This window comes from Nitrospirota bacterium (assembly GCA_023229435.1).
GTDB lineage: Bacteria > Nitrospirota > UBA9217 > UBA9217 > UBA9217 > JALNZF01.
Genome location: JALNZF010000009.1, coordinates 26561 through 41625, shown reverse-complemented (window position 1 = coordinate 41625; position 15065 = coordinate 26561). Strand labels below are relative to the sequence as shown.

The following is a 15065-nucleotide window of genomic DNA, read 5'->3' as shown; positions in this document are numbered from 1 at the left end:
CTTATTTACCAGAACTTTTTTTAAAAGTCCTTGTTGTTGCCGATGGATCGTAAAGAATCGATGCATCTAATGATGCTCGTGATACACCTTCTTGCAGACCCTTTTTTATAATTTCTACTTCTGCCCGGACTTGCCTATGCTTCACATCCTTGAAATTAGTTTCAACTTGTTTCAGCATACATACAGATCTTAAAAAACAACGAGGCTTATTATTACCGATACAAAAGCAATCGAGGTCATGATTGAAAACCAGCATCAGAAATACCCCCTTGTCTATTTTAAAAAGATAACATAAGAGCCTGTTGCACAACTGCTTTCAGAGTGCTTCGACAGGCTCAGCACGAACGGATGAATTTAATGATATCAATGGCCGTACCGTTCGTCCTGAGCCTGTCGAAGGGGGGAACGGGTATTTGCGCAACAGGCTCATAAGACAATCGATAAAACAAACGTCAAATTCCGGTTTTATCTTTCAGATCAGTGTGTTGTCATTTTTAAATTAAGCACTCCCCTGTCTAAGACTAATGGATGAGCTGTTTTCCTAGTAGGCTGTTGAAAAAGTCGAAAAACACAGAGACAATGGTTTTTCAATAGGTTTCTAGAGTTTCTTTATCCCATTATTACAAAATGTCTCTTTGCGTTCTATCCGTTGTTTTATGATTTGATTGTTATACCGGTATTTATCGCCTTCAAAGCTCCATGACGATGGATGCCAGAGATGCAGTACAATCGCGAGTCCTCTTACCGATCTGACCTGTTTTCCCTGGTTCAGCACCCTGATACCCAGGTCATTATCCTCAAGCGATCCGTCCAGGAAGTCCTCATCACAGCCGTTGATGTCCAGGAACAGGCTTCTATAAAGACTGAAATTACAACCCCAGATGCCATCGTCGTTAATGAGATCGCGGTGCATGAGCCGCCGGAGAAGCGGGTTTTTTATCCGGATCGCTTCTTCAACCTTTCGGGAATTGCCGGCTAATGAGTCCAGAATGAGGCGTACATTGAAGCTGTTCAATACGGTGCCTTCTTTGAGCAGTTGTTCGGTCAGCTGCCTTCCGATCTCGACCCGTTTGCCGCCAAGAATGGCAGAAGGGTCGCTTTGCTCAACATGCGCCCGAATAAAGTGACGGTGGGCCATGCAGTCACCGTCGATAAAGACCAGGTACTCTCCGGCTGCCTGCCTGACCGCCTCATTCAGGATCCTCGGTTTCCTGAAGCCGATATCCTCCTGCCAAACATGCTTGATAGGAAAAACATCATGAAGCGATCTTTGCATTTCCTGCACAGTGTCCCGTGTTTCTGAAGTGCTCCCATCATCGGCGATCAAGACCTCTGATGGATTTAAACTCTGTTCTGCCAGGCTCTTCAGACAAAGTTGAAGTGCCCGGGGACGATTATAGGTAGGTACTATGACGGATATGTTCATATGGTCTTTCAAGGGGAAGGTACCGGGTATTTCATTCTCACGATCATGGTCTTAAGGGTCTTCTCCGTCTTCCCCTGCCCCGATCTGTTCAGCATGATAGGAACTTCTGACGAGCGGTCCGGCCGAGACGTGCTGAAATCCCATCGTCTTTGCTTCATCGCGAAGCGAGGCAAATTCATCGGGATGATAATATTTATCAACAGGGAGGTGATATCTGCCGGGCTGGAGGTATTGGCCAAGCGTCAGGATGGAACAATCAACATTCCTGAGATCGCGCATGACTGTTCTTAGCTCATCGATGGTTTCACCGAGGCCAAGCATAAGTCCCGATTTTGTGAGAGCGCCATATGCGCGCGCAGACGCGAGCAAGGCCAGTGATCGGTGATAATCGGCTTGCGGTCTCACGGCAGGATACAATGTCGGCACGGTCTCGATATTGTGATCAAGCACATCAGGCGATGCATCGAGCACTGTTTCGAGCGATGTCTCTGAACCCCTGAAATCGGGGATCAGAACCTCGACCCTGCAGCCGGGAAGCTTCATGCGTACGGCCTTGATAGTCGCGGCAAACAGGGATGACCCTCCATCGGCCAGATCGTCCCTGGTGACCGATGTGATGACGACGTACTTCAAGTGAAGGGACGCCACGGCATTTGCCACGCGGCCAGGTTCATCAAGATCAAGTCCCTGCGGTGAGCCTTTGGGAACGCCGCAGAACCGGCAGTTCCTGGTGCAGATATTTCCGAGGATCATGAAGGTGGCCGTGCCCGCGTTCCAGCATTCGGTCCGGTTTGGACAGGCCGCACTGCTGCATACCGTATGGAGGTCATTGTCCCTGATCAGATTCCGCACATTTTCCAGACGGTCGTTCGTCGTGAGCCTGATCTTGAACCAGGGCGGGCGGCGCTTTTGTCGTTCGGTAGGTGAAAAGGCATTGTTCATGAGTTTATCGTTATGAGTTCTGGATTTACTGGTCCTTCATGCAAGTATTCCCTACTCAAAACGCGCTATTATTTCAGCGCGTTCTTGATGACCTGGTCTATGGTATCTACGAAGATGAACTCCATCTCTTTGCGCAATTCCTCCGGCACATCATCAATGTCGTTCTTGTTCTGCTGGGGAAGAATTATAGTCTTGATCCCCGCCCGTTTAGCGGCGAGCACTTTATCCTTCACTCCTCCGATGGGCATGACCTTGCCGCGAAGCGTTATCTCGCCGGTCATGGCCAGATCATGTTTTACCAGCCTGCCCGTGAGCATGGATACGATCGCGGTGGTCATGGTAACGCCGGCTGACGGGCCGTCCTTGGGGATGGCGCCGGCCGGCACATGAATATGGATATCGCTTTTCTCGAAAAAATCCTTGTTGATCCCGAATGACTCTGCCTGCGAGCGCACGTAGGAGAGTGCTGCCTGGGCGGATTCCTTCATCACCTCTCCCAACTGGCCCGTGAGGATCAGTTGCTTGTTTCCGGGCATCTGAGAGGCTTCGACAAAAAGGATGTCCCCTCCTGTAGGCGTCCAGGCAAGTCCGGTGACCACGCCCGGACGGTCTATCATGATCGCGGTTTCGGCGAAGTACTTCGGTCTTCCCAGATAGTCCTGCAGTTCATCCGGCTTGACCGTGATGGGCGTTGTTTTATTCTCCGCAACAGCCTTTGCCACCTTTCGGCAGACGTTCGCGATCTCACGCTCCAGGTTCCTGACCCCGGCCTCGCGGGTATAGTCCTTGATGATACCCCGGAGCGTATCTTCCGGGATCACGATCTCGCCCGTCCGAAGCGCATTTGCCTTGATCTCCTTGGGGATCAGGTATTTTTGCGCGATATTGATCTTTTCATGCTCCGTATATCCAGGCAGCTTGAGCACTTCCATACGGTCCAGGAGCGGCGGGGGAATGGTTTCGAGCTGGTTCGCCGTGGTTATGAACATGACCTTCGAGAGGTCGAAGGGCACGTCGAGATAGTTGTCGCGAAAGTCCTTATTCTGCTCCGGATCGAGCACCTCGAGCAGGGCTGACGACGGATCTCCGCGCCAGTCGGAGCCGATCTTATCCACCTCATCGAGCATGATCACCGGGTCCCTGGTCTCCACCCGCTTGAGCGCCTGGATGATCCTGCCCGGCATGGCTCCGATGTAGGTACGGCGATGGCCCCGGATCTCGGCCTCGTCATGCAAACCGCCAAAAGACTGTCTCATGAACTTTCTGCCCAGGGCGCGGGCGATGGACTGGCCGAGGGAGGTCTTGCCGACGCCTGGAGGGCCCACAAAGCACAGGATGGGTTCGCGTGTCTTGATCCCCTCATCGGTACTGCGCTCTTCGCCGAGCTTTTTTACGGACAGGTATTCCAAAATCCGGTTTTTGACCTTTTCGAGATCATAGTGGTCTTCGTCAAGGATGATCTTTGCCCTGTCGATATCGATGGCCGTGGCCGAGGTCTTGTTCCAGGGGAGGCTGGTCATCCATTCAAGATACGTGCGGATGACAGAATATTCAGGCGATGCGGGAGAAAGCTTTTCCATGCGTCCGAGCTCCCGTTTGGTCTCTTTTTCGGCCTCGAAGGGCAGCTTTGCCTGTTCGATCTTCTCGCGCAGGTTCTTCATCTCCGCGCCATCGTCGCCCTCCTCGCCGAGTTCCTTGCGGATGGCCGACAACTGCTGCCGAAGAAGATATTCCCGCTCGGCCTTCTGCATCTGGTCCTTGGCCTGTCCCTGGATCTTTCTGCCGAGCTCCAGCACCTCGACCTCGCGGTTCAGGTGCTGCATGAGCCTGGTGAACTTGTCACGGACCGATTCGGTTTCGAGTATCTCCTGTCGTTGCGGCAGTTCCAGCCGGATGTTAGTCGCGATGAGATAGGCGAGCTGGCGTGGATCTTCAATGTTGAGGGCCGCACCGGATAGTTCTTCCGGCATATTGGGCGTGAGCGATACCATCTTTTGGAAGACCTCGGAGACCCCGCGCATGAGCGCCTCAAGCTCCACGGATTTCTCGGTCTTATCAGGAAATGGTTTGATCCTGGCCTTTAAATAGGGGTCCGTCTGAGACAACTCCATGATGCTGATGCGCTCGATCCCCTGAACCAGCACTCTGAGCGTTCCGTCCGGGACCTTTACCATCTGGAGGATCCGGGCCATCGTCCCGACAGTATAGATATCGGCTATTCCCGAAACGTCGATCTCAACCTTTTTCTGCGCGGTAAGACCGAGTATCTTGTCTCCGACGGTGACGTCATTGATAAGCTTGATCGATTTATCCTTGCCGATCACCAGAGGATAGACCGTGAGCGGATATACGATCGTATCCTTGAGCGGCAGCAAAGGCAGCTCATCAGGCACGGGCGTCGTTTTTTCCTTCTCGGGTTCACTTATCTCCATGGGTTTGCTCCTGGTCTGTTTATCGTTGAACGTCAATAGCGCTTTTGCAGAATGATCTTCAGCAATCCCTGCTGATAGTCCGCCTTCACGCTGTGATGATCTATGGGGACGTGCATTGCAATTTCCGACCTGAAGTCTCCACATTTAATGCCCAACCGGTGACAGGCGCTCATTTCGGCTACCGGCTGTTCCCTTCTCCCCTCTACTACCAGCAGGTCGCTGAAAAGCGTGATCGTCATATCCCTTTCATCCACACCTGCAAGTTCGATTACTACGATGATCTCATCCGGTGTTTCGTATATATCGGTAGGCGGGCGCCACGCGATCGTGGAACACATCGGCCATGAACCGAATGATTCCCACAAGCTCTGAAACGGGGTATCCGGGAGTACGCGTCGAGTATATTTACAGGCGATGTACTTGTATTGCACTCAGCCCCTCCTCTCAACAATACCATGATCACAAAACAACAGTGAATTATGAGAGATAGATTGTCCTTCGCTGGTTTGCACCTTGCTCAATAGTCAGGCTGTCATTTTAACTGCTTTCCTGAAAAAAAGGAATATAAATTACCAGTTCTTTTATGTATTAATAACAGAATAAAATATCATGAGAGAGCAGTTGTTCATGATAAGAAAACCCCGTCTTTGATAATAAAGACGGGGTTTGTATATCTCAGGGGACACTTCCTTGCATTTCAATCAAGGATAACAGGACCGATGTACGTCATCCGTGCATTATTCCATCCATCGCAGTTCATAAACGGTTTCCCACAGGTCTTCCGACGTCTTCATGGCGCTGTTCTTCTTCATGAGCAGGTTCCGGCCGCCGGCCATCTCAACGGCCTTTTTCGAATACCCCAGACATGCAGGCGGGAGCCAGTCGTTGAATATCTCGGGCAGGAGGAATTTCAGGACCGCATGTCCGCTTTCCGCCACCTGCACCTCAACTGTTCCTGAATTGAAAAACATGCTCCATAATTTTGGATAGTTCTTGATCACAAAGGAAGGGTTCGCAAACTTAAAAAAGATCTTGTACGTCTTGCTCAGGCTCTGATCGGCTATGTACTCATAGATTGCGGCTATCTCCGGGTCCTTCGCGGTCTTCAATTCCTTGTTCAGCGAAGTTATCATTTCCTTGAATGCTGCAAAGGGATACTCGCTGCCGGCAAGGAGAACGCTCGTCCAGACGGTCTTTGAATCATCGGACAGGGAGTGCATGATCCGGCCCCATGTCTCTGGGCTGTATTTGTTCTCGATATACTTTCTCGCAAAGAGAAAATTTACGCCTTTTGCCATGACTATTTTCATCGACGCACCTCCTTCATAAAGAAGTATATACTGAAATGAGCGGAATCGCAAGTATTTCATGGGGTCGCGCAAGACTATAACCGAGAGCCCGTAACCCCTATGGGGGCCTCTCAATCTTCCTGCCTACCTGTTCGAACAGCTCTTTGGCACTTTACCGTAATAGCACTTCAAGGGATTATCAACCGCGCCGATCAGGCAATAACCGCAATTAATGCATTTTGAACTTTCCTGTCCCTTTTGGAACTTTTCCACGAGAGAGGGTTCAATGATGAATGGCCGGCTCAGGGAAACGCCATCAAGGTCCTTTTCCGATATGATCGCCCTGATATCCTTCAGGTGCCGGATGCCGCCGACCACAAAGACCGGAATGCTCACCTGCTTCTTGATCAGCTCTGCTGTCCGCAGATTATAATTGAGGATAGGTTTATGCGTCTTGAGCAGAAAGGGAGCGAGTAATCTGAAAAGAAGCTTCTGATACGCCGGCTTGTCACGGTAGGCCGGCATCAATCCGAGAATGGCATCGATGGGTATCCTGGCCACGCGAATGGTATTCATGAAATCGCCATACCCGCAGGACACTTCAAGCGCATCGCATGAGCTGTTCTGCAGCAGCCGGGCCATTGCTATCGTGTCGGTTTCTGTTATATCTCTCCCGGTTTGGTCGTGACCGCTGATCTTGACCAACAGCGGGAAGGTACCTGTTTCCTGCCGGGCCCTGTTCAGGATCTCGGTGACGATCCTCAAGCGATTTTCTATCGGGCCGCCCCATTTGTCCCTCCGTTTGTTAAGCTTTTCCGATATGAACTCGGAAAGGAGGTATCCATGGGCTGCATGGAACTGAATTCCCGCGAAGCCGGCTGCCTTCGCGCGGACCGTGGCGCAGACAAAGGCATCGATGATGGACTCGATGTCCGCGTCACTTGCTTCCTTGCAGACATCGCCGTGCTCGTTCTTCTTGCGAAAACTGGGGCCAATGACTGCTTGTCCCGATACCTTTGCATTTGCCCCGTAGCCTCCATGGGCGATCTGCAGAATGACAGGCGTGTCGTACTGTCTCAATTGCTCATTGATGGACCGATAGATGTCGATATAAAGATCGCTATCGAACATCCGCATGTTTCTAAAGGTCTTTCCATTTTGCATCACACTCACGTAACCGGTGATGATCGCACCCACTCCGCCTGCGGCAAGCTTCCGGTAATTCTTCAGGAGATGTTCCGTAGGGCTTCCATCAGGATTTGCCATGCCTTCGTGGGTTGCGGAGCGGATGATGCGGTTTTTTAAGGTGAGCGTGCCGATAGACCAGGGCTCAAATACTTGTTTCATGATCATCCTCCTGTACGGTACGATTCTGAATCAACAAGGCGATGGCAAATAGAATAAGAGTCTTGCAGGATCGCCCAATACGCTGCTCCCAAACCGTTTACTGCCGGGTTAATTATCTTCAGCACGTTTGTTCACCTGCTTACTCAACACATGGTCCGGGTATTTTTGAACAAGTTCTTTCAGATAAGACTTTCCGCTCCTTGTATCTCCTGCCTTGAGAGAGGCGATCCCGACTTGATAAAGAAAATAGGGCTCGCTGGGCAGCGCAGCAAGAGCCTGCTTATAATATTCTACGGATTTATTATAATTTCCTTTTTTGAAATAGGCCCAGCCAAGGAGGTCCAGAATATTTGGATCGTCCGGGGATTTTTCAAGGGATTTCTGAGCGAACGGGATGATTCGATCGACCTTTGCAGGAAAATATTCGAGATACAGATGGGATAAGTTCCTCAAGGCCAGGCTGTTTTCCTGGAAAGCCTGCAGGCTTTTTTCGAAGTTCGCTGCAGCCTGATCAGTTTTACCGTCTCGTACATACAGGGAGGCCAGTTCTTTATAGGCATTCAGCAGCTTCCCATCAATGGTGATCGCCTGTCGCAAGGCATTCTCCGCCTCGCCCACCCGACCTAAACGCGCCAGTACCGCGCCGAAGTTAAACCAGTTTACAGAGGATGACGGATCAACACGTGTCAGAAACCGGTAAATCTCAAGCGGTTCCTGAAGCTCCCCTTTCCGCGTCAGGATATGGGCCTTCAAAAACAATAATGAAGGTTCATTCGGCGTGAACTTCAGCCCATTGCTGATTTCGCCGGATGCCAGGTCAAGATCCCCGCGATTAATATAGATCTTGGCGAGTTCCTGTGAAATAAAGGGGTTGTTCGGATTCAGGCTCAAGGCCTTTACAAAGTACTTCTCGGCCCCCAAAAGGTCATTCTTCTGCAGATAGATGCGGCCGAGGTCCGCATACGGAAGATAATAGTCCGGCGTGACCTCGATGGCTTTTTCAAAATTCTTTATTGCCTCAGCCAGATTTCCCCTTTCAATATGGGCGGCCCCCAGATTGGTATAGGGGAGGCCGTGCTGCAGTCTCGTGACGGTGTCAGTCCACAGCGTGAGGTCATTTTCCCAGATTTTGCTTCTCACCTGGCTTGCAACAGCGAGTCCCAGGATCAGTATTCCCGAAATTGCGTAAATCCAGTGAACGTTGTTCGGGAAGCGTTTTTGGATCCGGTCTTTCACGGACCCAAACAGGGCAAAGGCGAAAAGTACGGACGGGCCGATCAGCGGAAGATAGAGATACCGGTCTGCCATGACCACGCTGAGCGGAATAATATTCAAATTCGGCAGGATTGCCGCCCAGAACCAGGCGGCCCAGAAGGCGGCCTGTCTGTCTTTCCTGAAAAGATACGCCGTTCCGGAAACAACCGCCACGATCAACAGCAGCGAAAGCAAGACCGGAGGTTCAAATAAACGGGTATGAACCAGTGAGTAATATGCGCTCAGGTTCACCGGCAGAATGATACTCAGCAGGTAATTCTTTACGACTACGATGGTTGTGAATAAAGTAATGAAGGGATCGTTCCTGAAATAGAACATTCCCCGGTTGGAGGTCTGAATAAATATGCTTACGAGGCTCATACCTCCTGCGATGACAAAATACGGCGCCTTGTTGATGATGCGCCTCGTATTGAGCTTTTTCCCATAACAGAGTTCATACATGAGCAGAAGGATCGGCAAAGAAACCGTGCTGACTTTGGCAAGCAGCGACAAGCCATAGAGAAAGACAGAGGCCCAATAATAAGAGGGTTTCGGGTTGTCCGCATCGCGAACAGAGAGATAAAACGCGGGGAGAAAGAAGGCCATGGCAAGAAGGCTTTTTTGCTCTGTTACCCATGCCACATTCTCCACCTGTACGGGATGGAGAGCGAAGATCAGTGACGCAAGCAGCGCAACTTCATTCCTTCCCGTTATTTTTCGGATCAGGATAAAAAGAAAAACGCTGTTGAAGATGTGCAGAAGGATGTTGACAAGATGATAACCCTTGGGATTCAGCCCCCACAAGGCGTATTCAACCATATAGGCGAGTATATGGACCGGGGCATAGTTCCCTTCAAAGTTGCGGCTGAAGATCGCTGTAATGTTATTCCAGGAAATGGACCTGATATACGGGTTCTGAATGACATAGCTGATATCATCCCAGCAGAAATCAAACCAGATCGTACTGGTATAGACGAGTGCTACGCTGGCAACGATCAAGATTAATGAAAGCAGTTTTGTTTTAAGGAGGTTCTGGTTCAGTCTCATGGTAATACCTCAATGATGATCGCAGAATGAACGTATGATCGCGTTACACTTCGGAAAGCCATCCATTCCCCTGCCCTCTCAACGCCGGGGCAGAGGTCACGGAGAAACTGTTTCACCAGTGACCTTGTCAGAATTTACGGTTATCGGAACAGATTGTATTTCACGATGCAGTAAATGGCGCGGAAACCGTCCTTCCATCCGATCTTTTTACCCTCCGCGTAGGTCCTGCCGTAATAGGAAATTCCGACTTCGTAGATACGGCATCCCATTTTGGCGACTTTGGCTGTAATCTCCGGTTCAAAACCAAAGCGGCTTTCTTCGATCGTGATGGATTGGATGATCTCCCGGCGGAAGGCCTTGTAACAGGTTTCCATATCCGTGAGGTTGATGTTCGTGAACATGTTCGAAAGCGTCGTGAGCACTCGGTTTCCCAATGAATGCCAATAATATACAACGCGATGGGGTTTCCCTCCCATGAACCGCGAGCCGAAGACTACATCAGCGTTTCCGTGGATAAAAGGTCCCAAGAGCAGCGGGTACTCCTGGGGGTCGTATTCGAGATCGGCGTCCTGGATAATGACGACATCGCCCGTGGCCGCGGCTATTCCCGTGCGCAAGGCCGCCCCTTTCCCCTGGTTGCGATCGTGATAGATGATCTTGTCCACCCGTTGCGCGATCTTGCCTGCAAGGATATCGAGGGTCCCGTCCGTTGAACAATCGTCCACGACGATTATTTCTTTATCGTGGATGGGAGATGAAATAACCGCGGTGATTATGCTCTCTATCGTGTCCCGCTCGTTATAACAAGGGATGATGATGCTGAGTGTAAGTGAGTCTTTCTTAGCTAAAACCATGTTTAACTCCTCATGGAATGACCATTAGCGAATACACGTATATCAAAAAGGTCCTCCAGGCTTATCCCGGCCTTTCATGGTCTTTGAAGCAGTCCGTTTCTCTCAAACAGCGTTATCATTGAACGGCATCATTGATTCGCTGGACTCAACTCAGAAAGATAGGTTTGAAAACGCATCGCATCGTTACCTTTCCCGAGCATGTTCAAAAGGTCGCTATAAACCCGAAGGGCGTAGACCTGACCCATCGGCCATTGCCAGGATCGAACGGGTTCGAGAAGCCCCCGCTCTATGGCCTCGCGTTCACTTTGGAATGCCGTCCATGCGCGGGAGATGAGTTCTTCGTTGCCGGCCCGGCGCACGAACAGGACCGAAGTCTCATCGAAATAGACGAGCGCCCATCTGCTGTCACGCACGAGATACTGAATGAGGTTTCGAGTATTGTCCCACCAGTGGAATTGGAGCACGGTCTGGACGCCTTGACGATCCATTTCACCCTGCCAGGCATTCGGATCAGCGATCTCACGCATGTATTGACCGAAGAAATCGGCGTCGTATACTTCAAGTCTGCCGTCCATGTAGACCCCGCCCGGTATGGGCTCAGCCCAGGTCAAATAACCGCCGTTTCCAAGGTCGTTGTAAAGCCGACCGGGAAGTCCCTGCGCCTTCATGAATGCTGCGGCCCGGATCGGAAAACGCATGTCAAGTTGCCCCAGTCCGAACTCGCGAAGGTCATCAGTCCATTTATAGAAACCGTTTGACGCAATGAACCAGTACCCGCCTAACACCAGGAATATCAGGACAGCGGCAAAGACACCCTTTACCTGCGTCAGCGTAGATCTCAGCGCGTGAGGAAAGCGTGCTGCTAAAAGCGCGAGACAGGCGGCAATAGCGGGCGTGCCGCCAATCGCGAAGAGCGCCATATTTCGACGGGCGAGAAGCGAGAGATAGGCGATGCCGGCGAGTACGACGATATCGGCAAGATCGAGGTGTATTGCCGCGGAAGTAACCTCCTGCGGCTGATCCTGCAATGGAGATGGCGGAGCGCCCTTGCGGCGTTGTTCTTCACGGAGCAGGCGTCGTCGATCCGCTCGGCTCAATTCTTTGCCCATGCCGGCGGAACTTGAACTCCTCTGCAATGCCGCGATAACCATTGCCACGAGTAAAACTGCAACTGCAAAGAAAAAGAACCACCGGTATGCCAGGACCGTATTATTGACGAAGTAGTTTTCGAATGGACGGCGGAACTCACCAATAGCCCGGAACACAGGGTTATCGCCGCTGATCCTTGACATGAGCTTGAACGGGAAAAACGCTCCCTTGATGAAAAACGGGTTGATCAGTGTAACCGCAAGCCCGATGGCCCCGGTCGTGAGCAGTTGCTTTCGAACCGCAGGTTCAATTGGTCGGCGCCAACCCGAAGGGAGGATCGACAGGTCGGTGATGAGACTACCGACCATCTGACTTATGATGATTACCATACCCAGAACAAAAAGGGAGTGAGCGTTGGCCCAAAGGCACATCACAACCGGGATGGCCCACAGTCGCTTGCTGTTCGAAACCCGGCCCGTGGCGTAAAGCCAGAGCATCACCGAAAGGAGAAGATACGAAACCATCTCCGGACGGATCTCGAAACGTTCCTGAGAGATCATCACTGCCCAGGCGCAGAGCACGGCAGCCGCCAGGGGGCCAACATGGCGACGGACATTTACCAGCAGTATTGCAATAGTAGCGGTATAGGCCATCACCGAGCTTATGACAAGCAGGTTCGGCCCGCCGAGCTTGTATATCCCGTACATGATCACATCATAGAGCCATTGGACGTTGATCCATGGATGATCGGGAACTGTCCAGGAGAGCGTGTCCAGGTGAGGGACGGTACCATGAGTGGCGATCCAGCGACCGGCGGCCAGGTGCCACCAGGTGTCAGTGTTGCCCAGCCGACGAAGCGCAAAAGCCGCAGCCAGGCCGACAACCAACAGCGGCAGAAGCCGTGTGAGCCAGTAGACAAGACTCCTGCGCGTATCCACGCTTGCAGTCTTAGTGTTCATGGGAGTAGCGATATCCTTTTCTCCAACAAGTCTCGGAACTGCCGGCATCGAGAAAAAGCAGCAATTTATTTCAATAAAAAAACAAGACTAGAATAGAATAAAGCGGCATTAAAATCAAGATTATTAATTGAGCATTGTAGAGGGGATTCTTTATGAGGTGCGATGCGATTGACTACAGGGGCAAAGAACAGAATTGAAGTATGGTCGTAAAAATAAAATTCATAGCTGCGCTTATTGGCAAGGAAAAAGGACTTAAGGTCACCCCTAAGTCCTTCTCCTGATCAGACAGTTACCGTTGCCCCCTCGCTATCTCGTTCAGCCGCGCCACCCGTTCAGCGATAGGCGGGTGAGTGCTGAACAGTTTCATCAGGCCGCCGCCCGTGAGCGGGTTCACGATGAACATGTGGGCCGTGGCGGGTTTTGCGTCCGTCATGGGGACAAGCTGCGAGCCTTTTTCCAGCTTCAGGAGCGCATTCGCCAGCCCCGAAGGGCTCCCGGCGATCTGAGCGCCGCCTTTGTCCGCTTCGAACTCCCGGGTGCGCGAGATAGCCATCTGCACAAGCATCGCCGCAATGGGCGCCACGATCATCATGACGAGAGCCACGATCGGGCTTCCTCCCTCATCATCATCTCGCCTGCCGCCGAAGATCATGGACCACTGCGCCATCTGGGCCAGCATGCTGATGGCGCCGGCGATGGTCGCCACGATCGTTCCCGTAAGCATATCGCGGTGCCTGATATGCGCCAGTTCGTGGGAAATCACGCCCGAGAGTTCATCGCGGGAGAGTATTCTCATGATTCCCTGGGTAACAGCGACCACCGCGTGCTCCGGGTTCCTGCCTGTTGCAAAGGCATTCGGAGTTTCGTCAGGAATGATGTAGACCTTGGGCATCGGCATTCCGGCCTTCTGGACCAAGGTACGAACGATCGCATGCAGCTCAGGCGCTTCTGCCTCGGTCACCGGCTGTGCTTTGTACATCCTGAGGACTATCTTATCACTGAACCAGTACATCCCAACGTTCATTATCGCCGCCATGGTAAAAGCCATTACCATGCCGCCCCTGCCGCCTATCGCAGCTCCTACGAAGACAAGGAGCAAGGTCATAAATACCATTAAACCGAGCGTTTTTACCGTGTTCATCTGATGTCACTACCTCCCTGTAAAGCATTTTCTTTGTATGACAAATTACCACAATCGATCTCTCTCGTCAAGAACTGGTGTGCCCGGGTCCCGTAATGATAAAAAATGACCACAGAGCACACAGAGAACGTCTTGATTGTATGGAGGAACTGCCTCTGCTCCCGCGTATCGGCGCATAAAAAAAGACCGGCTGAAGAGCCGATCTTGTTTTATTTCTGGTGCCGCTGACCGGAATCGAACCGGTACGACAGTTGCCCGTCGAGAGATTTTAAGTCTCTTGCGTCTGCCAATTTCGCCACAGCGGCATGGATCTGGTATAAAATAATAGTTGAGAAACGCGGTTTATTCAAAGGGGGAAAATACGGATCCTGCTAAAGCAGGCCGATCTTCTTCTTCTGTTTTTTATTGTCGTACATCCGCTCGTCCGCCAGCCTCAGAAGCTCGTCGATAGAGCATGGTCGACGATAATCATAGAGTGCCATGCCAATGCTGAGCGAAAGAAACAAGATCTCTCCCGAGCGCCCATTAAACGCATCAATGTTATTCTGCAACCGTTTGAAAATAATGTTGAAGTTTTCTTCATGCGTGTCAAGAAGGAGCAGCGCAAACTCATCGCCGCTGATGCGGGCGATAAGATCTGAGTCGCGGAAGGACTGCCTGAATATTTCCGCCATCGCTACCAACGCCTCGTCGCCCTTATGATGGCCCCATTTGTCGTTTATTGACTTGAAGTTATCCATGTCGGCAAACACGAGCGTTAGTTTTCCTTTAACCCGTTTCGCTACTTTCAGCTGCTGCTGAGCGATGGCAAAGAATCCGCGCCTGTTCAGAAGGCCCGTTAACTCGTCGGTGATCGACATCTCCCGCAGCTTCGCCTGAAGCATAACGTGTTTGATACGGAGCATTATCTCATGTACGGAAAAGGGTTTTTTGATGAAATCCGAAGCCCCGGCATCGATCGCCTGGTCATAAGAATAATCATCAATGAATCCCGTCATCACGATGACGTTCGTGTTCGGCCACGACAGTTTTACCTGCTTCGTGAGCTGCAACCCTTTCATACCCTGCATGACGATATCGGTGAGAAGGATGTCGCAGGGTTTTTCTGCGAGATGGTCAAGTGCTGCCTTGGCGCTGGAAAAAACTTCGCAGTCATGCCCCTGCATAGCGAGATAACGTTTCAGGACATCCAGCAGTGACTCATCATCATCGACAATGATGATACGGGGCTTCTCTTCCATAGGTTTCTCCAGGGTATAATAACCAATAATGCCGTTTGACGCCG

At 51.3% G+C, this 15065-nt stretch carries 12 protein-coding genes and 1 tRNA gene; all 13 read right to left on the bottom strand.

Annotation, left to right across the window (positions count from 1 at the left end; translation table 11 throughout):
- Position 1: 1 nt before the first annotated feature.
- The 13 genes from M0R70_08475 to M0R70_08415 all read right to left on the bottom strand — a co-directional run bounded on the left by M0R70_08475 (position 2) and on the right by M0R70_08415 (position 15021).
- Positions 2-178, bottom strand: coding sequence for a hypothetical protein (locus M0R70_08475; protein MCK9419395.1), 177 nt, complete (start codon positions 176-178; stop codon positions 2-4).
- A 420-nt stretch (positions 179-598) separates the two neighbouring features.
- Positions 599-1426: a glycosyltransferase family 2 protein gene (locus M0R70_08470; protein MCK9419394.1), complete on the bottom strand. Its 828-nt coding sequence runs from the start codon at positions 1424-1426 to the stop codon at positions 599-601.
- 51 nt (positions 1427-1477) lie between these two features.
- The gene (lipA, locus tag M0R70_08465) at positions 1478-2368 is read right to left on the bottom strand and encodes a lipoyl synthase (GenBank protein ID MCK9419393.1); all 891 of its coding nucleotides are present in this window, start codon (positions 2366-2368) and stop codon (positions 1478-1480) included.
- A gap of 68 nt (positions 2369-2436) precedes the next feature.
- The gene (gene lon, locus M0R70_08460; GenBank protein ID MCK9419392.1) at positions 2437-4800 is read right to left on the bottom strand and encodes an endopeptidase La; all 2364 of its coding nucleotides are present in this window, start codon (positions 4798-4800) and stop codon (positions 2437-2439) included.
- A 32-nt stretch (positions 4801-4832) separates the two neighbouring features.
- Positions 4833-5231, bottom strand: coding sequence for an Hsp20/alpha crystallin family protein (locus M0R70_08455; protein ID MCK9419391.1), 399 nt, complete (start codon positions 5229-5231; stop codon positions 4833-4835).
- 306 nt (positions 5232-5537) lie between these two features.
- Positions 5538-6110, bottom strand: a complete 573-nt coding sequence (locus M0R70_08450; GenBank protein ID MCK9419390.1) for a hypothetical protein — start codon at positions 6108-6110, stop codon at positions 5538-5540.
- A 123-nt stretch (positions 6111-6233) separates the two neighbouring features.
- Positions 6234-7436 (bottom strand): NADH:flavin oxidoreductase, encoded by a 1203-nt coding sequence (locus tag M0R70_08445; GenBank protein ID MCK9419389.1) that lies wholly within the window; start codon positions 7434-7436, stop codon positions 6234-6236.
- A gap of 108 nt (positions 7437-7544) precedes the next feature.
- On the bottom strand, positions 7545-9737 hold the full coding sequence (locus tag M0R70_08440) for a tetratricopeptide repeat protein (protein ID MCK9419388.1): 2193 nt from the start codon (positions 9735-9737) through the stop codon (positions 7545-7547).
- A 140-nt stretch (positions 9738-9877) separates the two neighbouring features.
- The gene (locus M0R70_08435) at positions 9878-10591 is read right to left on the bottom strand and encodes a glycosyltransferase family 2 protein (GenBank protein MCK9419387.1); all 714 of its coding nucleotides are present in this window, start codon (positions 10589-10591) and stop codon (positions 9878-9880) included.
- A 128-nt stretch (positions 10592-10719) separates the two neighbouring features.
- Positions 10720-12639, bottom strand: a complete 1920-nt coding sequence (locus M0R70_08430) for a hypothetical protein (GenBank protein ID MCK9419386.1) — start codon at positions 12637-12639, stop codon at positions 10720-10722.
- Between the two features lie 289 nt (positions 12640-12928).
- Positions 12929-13780, bottom strand: coding sequence for a zinc metalloprotease HtpX (gene htpX, locus M0R70_08425; protein MCK9419385.1), 852 nt, complete (start codon positions 13778-13780; stop codon positions 12929-12931).
- A gap of 216 nt (positions 13781-13996) precedes the next feature.
- A tRNA-Leu gene (locus tag M0R70_08420) sits at positions 13997-14085 on the bottom strand.
- 66 nt (positions 14086-14151) lie between these two features.
- Positions 14152-15021 (bottom strand): diguanylate cyclase, encoded by an 870-nt coding sequence (locus M0R70_08415; protein MCK9419384.1) that lies wholly within the window; start codon positions 15019-15021, stop codon positions 14152-14154.
- Positions 15022-15065: the final 44 nt, after the last annotated feature.

What these genes read in the sequence shown, in the direction of transcription:
- lon (MCK9419392.1), bottom strand. Translation starts at nt 4,800, where the DNA reads ATGGAGATAAGTGAACCCGAGAAGGAAAAAACGACGCCCGTGCCTGAT.
- M0R70_08450 (MCK9419390.1), bottom strand. Translation starts at nt 6,110, where the DNA reads ATGAAAATAGTCATGGCAAAAGGCGTAAATTTTCTCTTTGCGAGAAAG.
- M0R70_08475 (MCK9419395.1), bottom strand. Translation starts at nt 178, where the DNA reads ATGCTGAAACAAGTTGAAACTAATTTCAAGGATGTGAAGCATAGGCAA.
- htpX (MCK9419385.1), bottom strand. Translation starts at nt 13,780, where the DNA reads ATGAACACGGTAAAAACGCTCGGTTTAATGGTATTTATGACCTTGCTC.
- M0R70_08440 (MCK9419388.1), bottom strand. Translation starts at nt 9,737, where the DNA reads ATGAGACTGAACCAGAACCTCCTTAAAACAAAACTGCTTTCATTAATC.
- lipA (MCK9419393.1), bottom strand. Translation starts at nt 2,368, where the DNA reads ATGAACAATGCCTTTTCACCTACCGAACGACAAAAGCGCCGCCCGCCC.
- M0R70_08430 (MCK9419386.1), bottom strand. Translation starts at nt 12,639, where the DNA reads ATGAACACTAAGACTGCAAGCGTGGATACGCGCAGGAGTCTTGTCTAC.
- M0R70_08470 (MCK9419394.1), bottom strand. Translation starts at nt 1,426, where the DNA reads ATGAACATATCCGTCATAGTACCTACCTATAATCGTCCCCGGGCACTT.
- M0R70_08445 (MCK9419389.1), bottom strand. Translation starts at nt 7,436, where the DNA reads ATGAAACAAGTATTTGAGCCCTGGTCTATCGGCACGCTCACCTTAAAA.
- M0R70_08435 (MCK9419387.1), bottom strand. Translation starts at nt 10,591, where the DNA reads ATGGTTTTAGCTAAGAAAGACTCACTTACACTCAGCATCATCATCCCT.
- M0R70_08415 (MCK9419384.1), bottom strand. Translation starts at nt 15,021, where the DNA reads ATGGAAGAGAAGCCCCGTATCATCATTGTCGATGATGATGAGTCACTG.